Source organism: Ruegeria sp. O6, from assembly GCF_056535045.1.
The window spans coordinates 66,838-80,223 of sequence record NZ_JBQERM010000012.1; the positions used below are offsets into that span (position 1 = coordinate 66,838).

Annotated in this window: 14 protein-coding genes; 6 read left to right on the top strand and 8 right to left on the bottom strand. The window is 59.4% G+C overall.

Annotation, left to right across the window (positions count from 1 at the left end; translation table 11 throughout):
• Positions 1-37 precede the first annotated feature (37 nt).
• Complete coding sequence (locus ACR0DY_RS15170; RefSeq protein WP_480484127.1) at positions 38-1,174, bottom strand: alkane 1-monooxygenase; 1,137 nt, start codon at positions 1,172-1,174, stop codon at positions 38-40.
• 61 nt (positions 1,175-1,235) lie between these two features.
• Positions 1,236-2,291: an A/G-specific adenine glycosylase gene (gene mutY, locus ACR0DY_RS15175; protein ID WP_480484126.1), complete on the bottom strand. Its 1,056-nt coding sequence runs from the start codon at positions 2,289-2,291 to the stop codon at positions 1,236-1,238.
• An 81-nt stretch (positions 2,292-2,372) separates the two neighbouring features.
• Here mutY and ACR0DY_RS15180 point away from each other — a divergent pair, with 81 nt between their 5' ends.
• Together ACR0DY_RS15180 and ACR0DY_RS15185 are read left to right on the top strand one after the other, a co-directional pair.
• Positions 2,373-2,879, top strand: coding sequence for a DUF721 domain-containing protein (locus ACR0DY_RS15180; protein ID WP_480484125.1), 507 nt, complete (start codon positions 2,373-2,375; stop codon positions 2,877-2,879).
• Between the two features lie 13 nt (positions 2,880-2,892).
• Positions 2,893-3,555 (top strand): DsbA family protein, encoded by a 663-nt coding sequence (locus ACR0DY_RS15185; RefSeq protein ID WP_267365070.1) that lies wholly within the window; start codon positions 2,893-2,895, stop codon positions 3,553-3,555.
• 37 nt (positions 3,556-3,592) lie between these two features.
• On the opposite strand, the gene lpxK is transcribed toward ACR0DY_RS15185, so the two are convergent.
• The 5 genes from lpxK to ACR0DY_RS15210 all read right to left on the bottom strand — a co-directional run bounded on the left by lpxK (position 3,593) and on the right by ACR0DY_RS15210 (position 9,632).
• Positions 3,593-4,594, bottom strand: a complete 1,002-nt coding sequence (gene lpxK / locus ACR0DY_RS15190) for a tetraacyldisaccharide 4'-kinase (protein ID WP_480484124.1) — start codon at positions 4,592-4,594, stop codon at positions 3,593-3,595.
• Complete coding sequence (locus ACR0DY_RS15195; RefSeq protein ID WP_480484123.1) at positions 4,581-5,819, bottom strand: 3-deoxy-D-manno-octulosonic acid transferase; 1,239 nt, start codon at positions 5,817-5,819, stop codon at positions 4,581-4,583. Before ACR0DY_RS15195 ends, lpxK begins: the two co-directional genes overlap by 14 nt.
• On the bottom strand, positions 5,816-6,616 hold the full coding sequence (locus ACR0DY_RS15200; RefSeq protein WP_480484122.1) for an inositol monophosphatase family protein: 801 nt from the start codon (positions 6,614-6,616) through the stop codon (positions 5,816-5,818). The genes ACR0DY_RS15195 and ACR0DY_RS15200 overlap by 4 nt, the downstream gene beginning before the upstream one ends.
• A complete protein-coding gene (locus ACR0DY_RS15205) occupies positions 6,603-7,949 on the bottom strand; it encodes a TldD/PmbA family protein (RefSeq protein WP_480484121.1) in 1,347 nt (448 codons plus the stop codon). The genes ACR0DY_RS15200 and ACR0DY_RS15205 overlap by 14 nt, the downstream gene beginning before the upstream one ends.
• A gap of 168 nt (positions 7,950-8,117) precedes the next feature.
• Entirely contained in the window at positions 8,118-9,632 is a 1,515-nt protein-coding gene (locus tag ACR0DY_RS15210; protein WP_480826874.1) for a DUF2125 domain-containing protein, read from the bottom strand.
• Between the two features lie 140 nt (positions 9,633-9,772).
• Here ACR0DY_RS15210 and ACR0DY_RS15215 point away from each other — a divergent pair, with 140 nt between their 5' ends.
• The 3 genes from ACR0DY_RS15215 to ACR0DY_RS15225 are packed head-to-tail and all read left to right on the top strand — an operon-like array spanning position 9,773 to position 11,855.
• Positions 9,773-10,516: an SDR family oxidoreductase gene (locus ACR0DY_RS15215; RefSeq protein ID WP_480484119.1), complete on the top strand. Its 744-nt coding sequence runs from the start codon at positions 9,773-9,775 to the stop codon at positions 10,514-10,516.
• Positions 10,513-11,121: an enoyl-CoA hydratase/isomerase family protein gene (locus ACR0DY_RS15220; protein ID WP_480493886.1), complete on the top strand. Its 609-nt coding sequence runs from the start codon at positions 10,513-10,515 to the stop codon at positions 11,119-11,121. Before ACR0DY_RS15215 ends, ACR0DY_RS15220 begins: the two co-directional genes overlap by 4 nt.
• Positions 11,118-11,855: a VOC family protein gene (locus ACR0DY_RS15225; RefSeq protein WP_480493885.1), complete on the top strand. Its 738-nt coding sequence runs from the start codon at positions 11,118-11,120 to the stop codon at positions 11,853-11,855. Before ACR0DY_RS15220 ends, ACR0DY_RS15225 begins: the two co-directional genes overlap by 4 nt.
• Here ACR0DY_RS15225 and ACR0DY_RS15230 read toward each other — a convergent pair whose 3' ends face one another.
• Positions 11,856-12,152, bottom strand: a complete 297-nt coding sequence (locus ACR0DY_RS15230; protein WP_209599595.1) for an HNH endonuclease — start codon at positions 12,150-12,152, stop codon at positions 11,856-11,858.
• Between the two features lie 48 nt (positions 12,153-12,200).
• Between ACR0DY_RS15230 and ACR0DY_RS15235 the strand changes: the two genes are divergently transcribed.
• Positions 12,201-13,385, top strand: a complete 1,185-nt coding sequence (locus tag ACR0DY_RS15235) for a TIGR03862 family flavoprotein (protein WP_480539623.1) — start codon at positions 12,201-12,203, stop codon at positions 13,383-13,385.
• Position 13,386 lies beyond the last annotated feature (1 nt).

The window sequence follows — 13,386 nt, forward strand, 5'->3', positions numbered from 1 at the left end:
CAAAGCGCCGAACCTGATGGGCCGGGCGGCGCATTGGTTACGCATCAGGTACCGGGTTCAGGGCCTTGTTATAGGCGTGCCAATCGGTGATCTCGGGGTAGTACTGGCGCCGCCATTCCCGGACCCGTGGGTTCATGACCCGCCGCCACAGCGGTGGGATCATCGCAGCCACAGTCATGACGGGATAGCCATAGGGCAGTTGCGGTGCCGTTTCGGGCGTGTGGTGTTGAAGCAGCGGGAACCGGCGGTTTGGTTTGTAGTGGTGATCCGAATGGCGTTGCAGATTGATCAACAACCAGTTTGAAGCTTTCTGCGAGGCATTCCAGGAATGTCTGGGTAGGACGTGCTCATACCGCCCGTCCCCCAGATGTTTCCGGGTCAGGCCGTAATGTTCCACGTAGTTGACCAGTTCCAGCTGCCAGATCGCGACCCCGGCCTGCAACAGAAACAGGGCCAGACCGGACCATCCTCCGATCAGCGCCGCCAGTGCCAGCATCCCCCCTTGCAACGCCCAGTACCGCCAGAACGGGTTGGAGCGGTCGGTCCAGGGGCGGTCCTTGCGGGCCAGTTTTCCGCGTTCGGCGTTGAAGGCCGAGACCAGACTTTGCCGCAACACCCTAGGGTAAAAGCGGTGAAACCCTTCGTTGTATCGCGCCGTCACCGGATCGCGTGGCGTTCCCACATGACGGTGATGGACCAGCAGATGCTCGGACCGGAAATGAGAATACAGCACCATGGCAAGAAGGATATCGCCAAGCCAGCGTTCCCAACGGCTTTTCTGATGCATCAGCTCGTGGCTGTAGTTGATACCGACCGTACCCGAGATAACACCCATACCAAAGAACAGGCCGATTTTCTCAGGCGTCGAAAGCTGACTGCCGTGGCTCGCGTACCAGATCAGGCCAAACAGGGTAAGGAACTGAAGGGGTGCCCAAAGCTTGGTCAGCAGGATGTACCGTTGTAGAGCATCGTCCGGCGTCTCGGGGTCCGCATTTTCCACGTTGAGCCCGGTGATCCGGTCCAGCACGGCAAAGACCCACCAGGTCGAGATCGGGATCAGCAGAACCCACCATCCGCCCGCGAAAGCAGTGAACCAGATCAGTGGGATCAACAGCAGGGACACCCAGAAGGGTGATGCCGATTGCCAGCGTGCCAACGAGACTGTTGCGCTCATCTCTGGTGCTCCTACTAGATGGGGACAGCCTAGCCGCGAGGCCAGGGAATGCACAGCGGTCTTATTGTCCTTTCCACAGATCATAGGCTTTGCGCATCACCGTGGGCAGGTCGCTGGGTTTGAAGCTGTGCTTTCCCACTGCGATCAGATGATCGGGAACATACTGACCGGTGGTTTCTGCGGTCCAGATTCTTAAAATCAGATGAAAATGCGTAAAAGTGTGGCGCACCTCGCCCGGCACCATCTTCCAATCTGCCGCAAGCGGGGGGTGCTCGCCCGGATCGTCAGCCCACTCCGATCCGGGCCAGCCCAGCATTCCGCCCAGCAAACCTTTGTCCGGTCGGCGCTCCAGCAGCAAGGCCCCATCTGGCATGCGCGCGATGTAAACGTGACCGTGACGGGTGGGTTTGGGCTTTTTCGGTGTTTTTCGGGGAAGATCAGCCTGTGTTCCCGCAAGCCGCGCTTGGCATGGATCGCGCAGCGGGCAAATGCCACATGCCGGGGATTTCGGTGTGCAGATCGTGGCCCCCAGATCCATGACTGCCTGTGCGTAGTCACCGGGCCGAGAAGAGGGTGTCAGCGCTGAAGCTTTTTCCTTCAGCAGGGGTTTCGAGCCGGGCAGCGGCGCATCAATGTCGTAAAATCGGGCCATGACGCGTTCGACATTGCCATCCAGAACCGTTTCAGGCTGATCAAAGGCGATGGCCGAGATTGCCGCAGCTGTATAAGGGCCGATTCCGGGTAATTTCAGCAGCGCATCATAAGTTTCGGGGAACTGACCATTGTGATCCCGCGTCACAACGCGGGCGCACTTCAAGAGGTTGCGCGCACGTGCGTAATACCCAAGGCCGGCCCATTCCCCCATGACCTGCTCATCCGGTGCGGCGGCCAGCGCCTGAACCGTAGGCCAACGTGTCACGAAGCGCAAAAAGTAATCCCGCACCGCTGCTACAGTCGTCTGTTGCAACATCACTTCGGATAACCAGACCCTGTAAGGGTCAGGGCGCACCCCGGCGGCGCGCTCTGCCGGTCCTGTGCGCCATGGCATGGCGCGAGCGTTGTGGTCATACCACTCCAGAAGCGCAGCGCTGACGGTGAATTCAAAGGAATCACGCAAGTTTTATTCGTCTCCCTGTCAGGTTTCGCTGGCACCCGGTGTTCTGCCTATTACAATAGCGGCGCAGGAGTTGGAAACCAGATGCAACGCAGACGTTCGTCAACCCGCGGGTTCAAGCGCACCGCGTCTTTGCTGAATGACCAGATCAGGCGCGCCGGGGAAAGCCGGGGCTTTGCTGTGTCACGTCTGTTGACCCATTGGGCCGAGATCGTGGGTCAGGATACCGCCGCTATCGCGCGCCCAGTCAGTGTCGGCTATGGCAAAGGCGGTTTTGGCGCGACCCTGACCGTTCTGACCACAGGCCCGCAGGCCCCGATGCTGGAAATGCAGAAGGAACAGCTGCGTGGTAAAGTGAACGCGGTTTACGGTTACAATGCCATTAGCCGTGTCCGCATTACTCAGACCGCTCCGACCGGATTTGCCGAGGGGCAGGCCAGTTTCGACCATAAACCGAAGCAAGCAAAACCCGAGATTGCACCTGAAATTGCAGCCGAGGCAGACAAAGTGTCACGCAGTGTAAATGATGAAGATTTGCGCGCGGCCCTTGAACGTCTTGGGCGCAACGTTTTATCCAAACAGAAACGCTGAGAAAGGGCTGAGAATGAGCCGTATTGCAACCGTAATCTGTGCGGCCGTCGCCGTGGCCGCAGGCGGCTATTGGGTGTCGCTGTCAAATTCCAACACAAGTTTTCCGCTGGTCAGCGCCGCCGAGGCGCAAGAGGCGGACCTGGATACATCCACCATCATTGACATGGTTCAGGGCGCCGAGGGCGCGCCTGTCGAAATCATCGAATACGCATCCTACACCTGCCCGCATTGCGCGAATTTCCACAAGAGCGCGTATAAACAGCTCAAGAAGGATTTCATTGATACTGGTAAGGTCAAGTTCACCTATCGTGAGGTCTATTTTGATCGCTATGGTCTGTGGGCGTCAATGGTGGCCCGCTGCGCCGGTCCCGAGAAATTCTTTGGCATCACTGATCTGATTTACGAAGGTCAGGCAGAATGGACGCGCGCAGGAGGCCCGGCCGAGATCGTCGATGAACTGCGCAAGATCGGTCGTCTGGCAGGTATCGATGGCGACCAGCTTGAGGCCTGTTTGCAGGATGGCACCAAAGCGCGGACATTGGCCGCGTGGTATCAGGAAAACGCCGAACGCGATGGAATTCAGGCAACCCCGTCCTTCATCGTGAACGGCAAGAAAGTCGACAATCAGTCCTACGCGGATTTCAAAAAGCTGATCGAAGCAGAGCTAGGCAGCTGACCCGACCCCAGCTGACCCCGCCGGGGGCCAGCCTGGTTTACTTTGGTGAAGGGGCGGCTTTCAAAAGCATGTCCCTGACCCTGTCGGCGTCTGAAACCTGAAGCCGAACCGGCAAAGTGATCACTTTGCTTCGGAACGCGGGCGGCAGGCGAACGGCATCTTTTTCGGTGGTGACCATCTGAGCGCCCAGCAAACGCGCCTCGTTTTCCAGTCGGGTCATCAGGGCCTGTGTCAACGGTTGGTGATCGTCCAACGCCTCGGCCCGTACCAGATCCACACCCAGCCGCCGCAGGGTTTGGAAGAACTTTTCGGGATAGCCGATGCCTGCAAACGCCAACGCACGCGTTTCCGACCAATCCATACCGGTTTGCAGGGGTTCGACCGCCCCGGTGACGTGGGGAACGGTCAACCGGCGTTTCCAGTTGTCGGCAAACACCTTTTGCGCCGCCTCTTCCCCCAAGGACAGTACAAGATCGGCCCGTTGCAGGCCGGTATCGACGGGCTCTCGCAGTGGACCGGCTGGCAGGCATAATCCGTTTCCAAATCCGCGCTGGGCGTCCACAACGATAATCGAGAAATCCTTGGCGACCGAAGGGTTCTGAAAGCCGTCATCCAGAACGATCACCGTAGCCCCCGCTGCGGCCGCTGCACGCGCGCCCGCCGCCCGATCCTTGGCGACCCAGACCTCGGCAAACATCGCCAGCAACAGCGGCTCGTCCCCCACCTCGGCGGCGGTGTGCCTGCCCGGATCGACCTGCACCGGGCCTTCCAGTGACCCGCCATGTCCTCGCGTCACGACATGCGGTTTGTGCCAGGCATTACCCAATTGTTCGAGGGTCCAGATCACGGTGGGCGTTTTCCCGGTTCCACCTGCATTGAGATTGCCGATGCAGATCACGGGCACACCGGGATTTTCCCCTGATTTCGAGGCAATCCTGCGGGCCGTCGCCGCGGCATAAAGGCGGCCCAGCGGGGCCAGCAGCCGCGCCCTCAGACCCGGCTGGTCCGGAGGAGTGTTCCAGAAATCAGGTGCCCGCATGATCTGCGCTCCGCTGGTCCAGAATATCCTGCACCATTTCGATAAGGGTGTCTGCCTGCGGCGCACCTTCGGTGATTATCTGCCATCCAGCCAAAGCCATGTCAGCGGCGCGGTCTGGTGCCAGAAGCTGTACGACTGCATCGCCCAACTCGGTTGCTGACTTGACCTCATTGGCTGCCCCTGCCTGTTGAAGGTGGGCGTAAAGCTCGTGATGGCGATGCACGAATGGTCCAGAAATTATGGCGGACCCCAGCGCGATTGCGTCGGACGGGTCCTGACCACCTGCGCCGCGTTCCATTGAACTGGCCATGAACGTCACTGCCGACACGCGGTGCCACAACCCCAGATTTTCGGGGTCTGCAGTCAGAACGACCTGCGTGCTGTCTTCGATCAAGTCACCATCGTCCCAGTTGACACAGCGTAAATCCATCGTCTCCAGCCGCCGTTTTAGGGGGGCAGCCTCGTGAACGTCGGCGACGTGAAGTACCAGAACCAGCCGGTGCAACAGGCGCAATGCCTGACGATGTGCTGTCAGAACCGAAATGAACTCTTTGTCCTGCACCCAGGCAGCCAGCCAAACGGGTCGCCCTGCCAGCGTGTGGTTGGTTTCGATCAGCTCGTCTTCTGGCCAAGGTCTTGGATTTGGGCTGATGCGCAAAGGTGGCGATTCTTCGACTGTTGAAAACGGGATGCCAAGTCTCCGGATGTGTCGGGCGGTTTCAGAATTTGCAGTCAGTATCTTGCGAAAGCAGCTAAAGGTCACTCTGGTTATGTCTGGCAGCCAGCGCGCGTTCCGGGACAGTGCAACGGTAAATTGGGCGTCGAACAACACCAAGGGTACGGCCTGTTCATCGGCTCGGGTTATGATGTTGGGCATCAGATCACCACCGACCCAAATCCCGATACCTGGGCGCCAGTATTCGATAAAGTCACGCGCGGCCCCGCTTTGCTCCTGAGGCAGGTTGATCAGGGGAAAACTGCATTCCGGCCAGGCTGACAGATCCGCGTCCGGCGGGGCGGTCAATAGAAAGTGCAGCTCGGATCGGGACTGAAGCAACCGGCGGCAAAAATCACTCACCGCCCGCAGGCGGTCTGGCGTGGCGACGTGCATCCACACGACCTCGCCTTCGGGGCGTGGCAGGTCGGTTTTTACACCAACGCCGTTCCGCATTCTCCAGGACAGCACCCGATAAGCGGCAAGGCTTAATGAGCGCGGTTTGCTCATGCGCCGATTCCGGGCCCGATCGGGTCCAGCTGAGCCCACAGTTGCCCGTGGATCGCGGTGCTGGCGGCGATTACGCCATTCAGCCTGGGGTGGGCATTGTTGAAGATCAGCGGTTGACCCAAACGGTCTGAACAGACGCCGCCTGCCTCTCGGATGATCAGATCGCCAGCGGCAATATCCCATTCCCAGCTGGGGCGAAGGGTCAGCATAGCATCGAACCGCCCCTGTGCGACCAGCGCCATGCGATAGGCAAGCGAGGGTCGATATGCGCGGTGGAAGGCTGGAACATTCTGATTGCGCCAGTGCTGTGTGTCCAGATTTGGTTTGGCGGCCAGAACCTGAGATTGCAATAGCTCAGGCGTTTTCGACGTCGTAATCCTTTGCCCGTTGAGAGTGGCGCCCTGACCCTGTGCCGCAGCATAAAGCAAGTCGCGCATCGGCAGGTAGATTACAGCGGCAGTCACAATGCCATCGACTGCAACGGCCAGCGAATGCGCCCAGGTGCGCGCGCCTTCGGTAAAGCTGCGGGTGCCGTCAATCGGATCAACGATAAAGGCGTTGCTGCGGTCCAAGCGCTCGGGCGAATCCTCGGATTCCTCGCTGAGCCAGCCATAGCCCGGCCGCGCAGCGCACAGCTTTTCTTCCAGCATCGCGTTGACGGCCAGATCGGCCTCGGTCACCGGACCGGCGCCACCAGGTTTGTCCCAACGCTGTGCTTGCGTTCCGGAATAGCGTGTAGCGATCTTGCCGGCCTCAATCGCGGCCTCAATCAGAAGGGGCAGATCAGTTGCCGGCAAGTGTCATTCCTTCAATCAACAGCGACGGGACCACGCGCGACAAATATGGGCGCGCGTCATTGGCGGGAATGATCCGCCGCAACATATCACGCAGATTACCTGCGATGGTGCATTCGTTGACAGGATGCGTGATCACACCGTTTTCGACCCAAAACCCTGATGCACCACGGGAATAGTCGCCTGTATTGGGGTTGATCGTCGATCCGATCATGGAAGTGACCAGCAAACCGGTGTCCATATCGCGCAGCAGATCTTCGCGACTGCGGGCCCCTTGCGTCAGGCTCAGGTTCCAGTTGCTGGGCGAGGGTGGGCCGGACACACCGCGCGCAGCGTTGCCCGTGGAGCCCATGCCCAGCTTGCGGCCACTCGACAGATCCAGCGTCCACCCCGTCAGGACACCGTTTTCCACAATCACCCGGCGCTGCGTCGGCAAGCCTTCAGCATCAAATGGGCGCGAGCCTGAGATGCGCGGGCGGTGCGGATCTTCGATCAGCGACAGATGCGCGGGCAGAACATCCTGCCCAAGACAATCCTTGAGCCAAGACGCGCCCCGCGCAATAGCGGCCCCATTGCTGGCGGCCAGCAGATGCCCGATCAGCGAAGACGAGATACGTTCATCAAACAACACCGGGAAACTGCCGGTCGCCGGTTTGCGCGCTCCAACCTGTTGCACAGCGCGTTCCCCAGCGGTGCGCCCAATCTCAGCCGCGTCGCGCAGGTCGGATTGAAACGTCCGGCTGTCACCGTCATAGTCGCGCTCCATCCCGGTGCCTTCACCCGAGATCGCAACGCATGAGATGGATCGGCTGCTGCGCTCATACCCACCGGAAAACCCGTTTGTAGCCGCCAGATGCACCCGGTGCGTTCCGTAGCTTGCAGCAGCATCCGACACCTGCGTGACGCCTTTTACCGCCAGTGCTGCGGCCTCGGCGGCCAGCGCATCCTGCATCAGGCTTTCCGCGGACGGGGCCGGGGCAGTGTCCAGCAATTCCAGTGACTGAATATCCCAGTCACTGGCCAGTTGGCTTTTGTCCGCCAGCCCGGAATAGGGGTCCTCGGGCGCCTCTTTTGCCATGGCCACGGCGCGTTCGGCCATCGCCGCAAGGGTTTCCGGGCGGCTGTCAGAGCTGGACACAATGGCTGAGTGTTTACCCAGAAACACGCGCAAACCCAGATCGGCGCCTTCAGAGCGTTCCGCATGTTCCAGTGCGCCGCCCCGCACATCGACCGAGACCGAGGACCCTTCGAGAACGATGGCATCTGCTGCCTCTGCGCCTGCCCGGCGAGCGACATCGAGCAATTGTTGGCTGATTTCTTCTGGCGTGCGGGTCATGAGGTCTCCGGGTTGATTGCCAAGGACCTAGCCTCGCACTGCCCGCCCCGCAAGACCTATGACCGGATTGGGCTGTGTGGATCGTGATTAATCCATGCCGCTACCAAGTTTTGCACAAGGTTCCCAGGAATGGAAAGGGCCGCACTTCGCGGCCCTTTCAGATAGGTATCACTTGATACGCTGGCCATTCGCCAAAATCTGGCCGTCTTCGGTGAATTCGATGGTCGAGTTCAGGGTGTCAGGCTCATCGCCGGGGACCGCCATCAGACCCATCATCATCCGCGCGCCCAGCGCATCGTCATCCGAAATGAGGCCCATGCCGATCAGCGTATCGATCAGCTGATTGGCGCCAACAAGTTTCAGGTTCGCCACGCCGCTTGGGCTGGGCATTCCCCCAAACTCTTCTGTGTTCGAATTGTCGAAGGCGAAATCGCCATCACCTGTCAGTTTGGCACCAACCAACGAAACCAGAAGCTGGCTGATTTTCAGCGAATGCAGCTCACCCGGAGCTTCGTCCGACTCGACGTCGATTTCTGGATCGAAGATGTTCATCAGAACTTTTGCCGTGCCGGTCGTGTCCAGCGCAATTGTCGCCGGATCGCGGGGCAGCGCGCCTGCCGGGTCAAAAATGCCCCACAGGACATCAGACATGGTGAATTCGGTCATGTTGAGGCCAAATGCAAAGGGCTGTATTTCGTCCGATTGCTGGATCGGGAATTCGAAATTCAACCCTGCGCTGGCCATGGACAACTCGATCGGGAATGGCAGGTCTGCTGTTGTAACCGCCAGTTTGGTGCTGTTCTGCGCGATGTCATAGGCGATACGCTCGGCGTCGATGCTGGCGGCAAAGCGTCCACCTTCCGAGGTGCTGTTCATCGAGAACGCCTGGCCTTCGCTGGTCCCGCTCAGATCGGTGCTGCCGGATGCATAGGTAAACGTGCCATCAAAGGCGAAACCCGCTTGGTAAAACGCCTGCGGATCAGACATGTCAAAATCCAGCGGGATCACGTTTTCGCCTTCAAAGGCCAGTTGGCCCAGTTGGCCATTGATCAGCCCGCTTTCACCGTTTTCCGGATCCTGAAAGTTCAGGTCATAGGTCAGTGTATCGCTGTTGAATGTCTGGGTGATGCTTCGGTGTTCGCCGATTTGCATCCGCGACCGACCGGCCAGATCACCTGCCTCGACCGCGATGCTGAAAACCTCGTTCGGCAGCGGTTCGCCATCAACTTCAATCGAATCCAGCGCAATGCCCAGTTTGTCAGCAGTGTAGTCATAGGTCATGTCTTCGGGTGTACCCGAAACGACCATGTTCAGCTGGCTGTGCGAATAAATCACTTTGGCTGCAAACTCTTCATCGTCGGCTGTTCCCGTGACGTCCAAGGGAAAGCTTTCGGGCAATCCGATGGTAACGGTTCCGTCACCATTTTCGGTCAGCGTCATTTCCGGCATGACCATCTGGAACTGCCCGTCTTCTTCCGGAAAGGTCAAAGAAAGTGTCATGTTCGAAATAGTGGTGACGTCACCGGCGATGCTTTCGTCACCTGTAACGGTGTAGCCCATTGAAGTGAAATAGCTTTTCCAGTCGGACCAGACATCATTTGCAGTAAGGTCGGCGAACGCGCCCTGGGTCGCAACGGCGTAAGCCAGAACGGCACCGCAGCTGCGGTGGAAGAAAACGGACATAAGGTAACCCTTCTTGATCAATTTGCGGCGCATGGTCGGGGTTGCGGCACCTATCGTCAAGGGGGCAAGGGCTGGACCATTTCCCCGTTTCCGCGTTACGGCTGTTGCCGGGATCGATAACAATGCGTGAGGAGAGGCGAATGCAGGGGAAAACAGTTCTGATAACCGGGGCCAGTCGTGGCATAGGGGCCGAAGCGGGGCGCGTTTTTGCCGCAGCCGGGGCCAATATCGCATTAGTGGCCCGCGGCCGAAATCAGATTGATGCCTTGGCCGCTGAACTGGGTGATCAGGCCATTGCGCTGGCCTGCGATGTCAGCGATTTCGCGCAGGTCGAGCAGGCTGTGGCCACATGTGTGGATCGGTTCGGTGGGCTGGATGTTCTGATTGGCAATGCCGGTGTGATCGATCCAATCTTTCATCTTTCCAACGCCGATCCTGAGGCCTGGAGCAAAGCCATCGACATCAACCTCAAAGGTGTTTTCTACGGGATGCGTGCGGCATTGCCTGTGATGCGGGCCGCCGGGGGTGGAAGCATTCTGACCGTCTCGTCCGGCGCGGCGTCCAACCCGGTTGAGGCGTGGAGCCATTATTGCGCGTCAAAGGCCGGGGCAAAAATGTTGACGGAATGCCTGCATCTGGAAGAAGCCCAACACGGTATTCGCGCCATGGGGCTGTCGCCGGGGACGGTTGCCACGGATATGCAGCGGTCCATCAAGGCAAGCGGTATCAATCCGGTCAGTCAACTGGACTGGGACGCGCATATTCCCGCAGACTGGCCAGCACGTGCCTTGTTGTGGATGTGTTCCAAGGACGCGGATGAGTATTTGGGAACGGAAATCTCGCTGCGTCTGGAAGACATCCGAAAAAGGGTCGGGTTGATATGATCGACCTGAGGAAAGAGGATGGCCTGTGGGTCGTTACGATCAACAATCCCGAAAAGGCAAACGCCCTGACCGGAGCGATGCTGAATGAACTGGCCGGGATTGCCGAGGCCGCAACCAGCGCGCGGGCGCTGATCCTGACCGGCGCGGGCAAAGTGTTCAGCGCCGGGGCCGATCTGGACGAGGCGCGCGCCGGTCTGGCCACCTCTGACGTCTGGGAAAGACTGTCCGGTGCCATCGCCGCATTGCCCTGCCTGACCATTGCGGCATTGAACGGTACTCTGGCTGGCGGGGCCAATGGCATGGCTTTGGCCTGTGACCTTCGCATTGCGGTGCCAACGGCCAAGTTTTTCTATCCGGTGATGAAGCTGGGGTTTCTGCCGCAACCGTCCGATCCGAAACGGTTGGCGGCTTTGGTGGGCCCGGCCAGAACCAAGTTGATCCTGATGGCAGGTCAGAAGATCACCGCGCAAGAGGCTTATGACTTTGGTCTGGTTGACCGGATCGTCGAGCCCGATCACCTGATGCAAACCGCGCGTGAGTTTGTGACAGACTGCGTGAACGCTGACCCCGTTGTCGCCGCGGACATCGCAAGGATGTGTTCATGAGGATTTCGGCCGTTCGGTTGCGGGTCGCTGACCCGGAAAGACTGGCCGTATTCTATCGCGACGTTCTGGGTATGCGGGTTGACCGGCAGGGGTCAGGTTACCGCGTCGGCTACAACTCGGAAGATGCGGACCTTCTGCTATTGCCGGGTGGTGGCGGATACACCCATGACCGGGGCCAAAGATATTGGAAGATCGGAATTACCGTTCCTGATGTCGATCTTGCGGCAGCGCATCTGCGCGCGCTGGGTACTGCGGTAAGCACGCCGAGCCAGTTTCTGGATATCGGGTACATGTGCCATCTGGCTGATCCCGAAGGGTTTGTCATCGAATTGCTGCAACATGATTTCGAAGGTAACAAACCGGCGCAGGCGGCGGACCGGGACGCTCCGTTTGCGCAGGCCGGGATCGGTCAGATAACCCTTCGGACCGGTGATATCGCAGGTGAAGACGCGTTTTGGCGCGCGCAAGGTGTGTCCTTGCTGTCGATGCAGGAGGTGGCCCCCCATGGCTTTGATCTGCATTTCTACGCTTTTACCGACGAAACCCCTCCAAACCCCGATTTGTGGGCCGTCGAGAATCGCGAATGGTTGTGGAAGCGACCGTATACGACATTGGAGTTCCAGCATCTTGCGGGTGCGCAGTTTGCGCCCGTACCGGATTACCGGGGAATAGTAGTCGAGGGGTTGGCCGCACCTTTGAAAGACGCCTTTGGCGATCCGGTCCTGCCTGGCTGATCACCTGTTGCGTCGCTTGCCCGGAACTTTCGACCGAAATCCGGGTGGGCGTTTACGCACCCAGATCAGGAATTTCTCAAGCCTGGGATGCGCGCGCAAGGCTGCGACCGTGTTGTAACTGCGCGCCAGTTCGGCCTCGGTCAGGGTGGCATGGACCTCTTTGTGGCAAATCTGGTGCAGAAGAACGGTGGGTCCGCCCTTGCCTCCTTTGAGTTTTGGGATCAGATGATGCAGGCTGCCACCCCCGCTGGGGATTGGGCGGTCGCAGAGCGGGCAGATCGGATCGTTGTTCGCCATGATGGTTTGAAACTTGCGTCGATGGACGGCGAAGGCAAGAGGGTGCGAATGGCGCAGGCAGTCGTGATCGGAGCAGGCCCCGCAGGGTTGATGGCGGCCGAGCAACTGGCCGAGGCCGGGCATTCCGTGCTGGTTGCCGAAGCCAAGCCTTCGGTTGCGCGCAAATTTCTGATGGCAGGTAAATCGGGGCTGAACCTGACAAAGGACGAACCGCCTGAGACACTGATGCGGTCGTATGCCAATGCGGCGGACTGGTTGCGCCCGATGATCACCGCCTTTGATGCGCAAGCCGTGCAGCACTGGGCGCGTGGATTGGGCCAGACATTATTCACGGGCTCCACCGGGCGGGTTTTTCCCGAGACCATGAAGGCGTCGCCCTTGTTGCGCGCATGGCTTGCGCGACTGGACGCAGCCGGGGTTGAGATCAAAACCCGTTGGCGATGGAAAGGTTGGGAAGCTGATGCGCTGGTATTTGAGACCCCGGACGGGCCGCAAAACCTGATTGCTTCTGTAACCGTTTTGGCACTGGGCGGGGCAAGCTGGGCCCGCCTTGGGTCGGATGGTCAGTGGGCGCAAATCTTGTCCAGCAGGGGCGTGGAACTGGCACGGTTCGAACCTGCGAATTCAGCCCTGTCGGTGGACTGGAGCCCTCATATGCAGCCACATTTCGGGGCGGCGCTGAAATCGGTTCGGTGGATGGCCGGTGACCAGGATAGCCGCGGCGAGGCCGCAATCTCGGCAACCGGGCTGGAGGGAGGCGGGCTTTACACCCTCACCCCTGCTTTGCGCAATGGGCAGCCACTTTATGTCGATCTGGCACCTGATCTGGACCTGCAATCCTTGCGGGCGAGATGGTCGTCCAGAAAGTCGAAAACCACGTTTTCGCAATGGATGAGAAAATCGTTGAACCTGTCACCGCAGAAGATTGCCGTGTTTCACGAGATGGCAAAACGCAGTCAGTTGCCGCTGCCCGGCGAAGTGGAGGTTCTCAAGAAACTGCCAATCCTGCACGCGGGGCTGCGACCGATGGATGAGGCCATTTCGACGGCAGGCGGCGTGAAACGATCCGCGTTGGATGACGGGTTGATGCTGAAAACCATTCCGGGTGTATTCTGCGCAGGTGAGATGCTGGATTGGGAAGCGCCAACCGGGGGCTATCTTTTGACGGCCTGTCTTGCCACGGGTCGCTGGGCCGGTCGGGCCGCTGCCGATAGGCTGGATCAGGTCAGATAAC

Coding starts and splice junctions, on each gene's coding strand:
- ACR0DY_RS15170 (WP_480484127.1), bottom strand. CDS start 1,174: ATGAGCGCAACAGTCTCGTTGGCACGCTGGCAATCGGCATCACCCTTC.
- ACR0DY_RS15180 (WP_480484125.1), top strand. CDS start 2,373: ATGCAACGCAGACGTTCGTCAACCCGCGGGTTCAAGCGCACCGCGTCT.
- ACR0DY_RS15185 (WP_267365070.1), top strand. CDS start 2,893: ATGAGCCGTATTGCAACCGTAATCTGTGCGGCCGTCGCCGTGGCCGCA.
- lpxK (WP_480484124.1), bottom strand. CDS start 4,594: ATGCGGGCACCTGATTTCTGGAACACTCCTCCGGACCAGCCGGGTCTG.
- ACR0DY_RS15195 (WP_480484123.1), bottom strand. CDS start 5,819: ATGAGCAAACCGCGCTCATTAAGCCTTGCCGCTTATCGGGTGCTGTCC.
- ACR0DY_RS15205 (WP_480484121.1), bottom strand. CDS start 7,949: ATGACCCGCACGCCAGAAGAAATCAGCCAACAATTGCTCGATGTCGCT.
- ACR0DY_RS15210 (WP_480826874.1), bottom strand. CDS start 9,632: ATGTCCGTTTTCTTCCACCGCAGCTGCGGTGCCGTTCTGGCTTACGCC.
- ACR0DY_RS15215 (WP_480484119.1), top strand. CDS start 9,773: ATGCAGGGGAAAACAGTTCTGATAACCGGGGCCAGTCGTGGCATAGGG.
- ACR0DY_RS15220 (WP_480493886.1), top strand. CDS start 10,513: ATGATCGACCTGAGGAAAGAGGATGGCCTGTGGGTCGTTACGATCAAC.
- ACR0DY_RS15225 (WP_480493885.1), top strand. CDS start 11,118: ATGAGGATTTCGGCCGTTCGGTTGCGGGTCGCTGACCCGGAAAGACTG.
- ACR0DY_RS15230 (WP_209599595.1), bottom strand. CDS start 12,152: ATGGCGAACAACGATCCGATCTGCCCGCTCTGCGACCGCCCAATCCCC.
- ACR0DY_RS15235 (WP_480539623.1), top strand. CDS start 12,201: ATGGCGCAGGCAGTCGTGATCGGAGCAGGCCCCGCAGGGTTGATGGCG.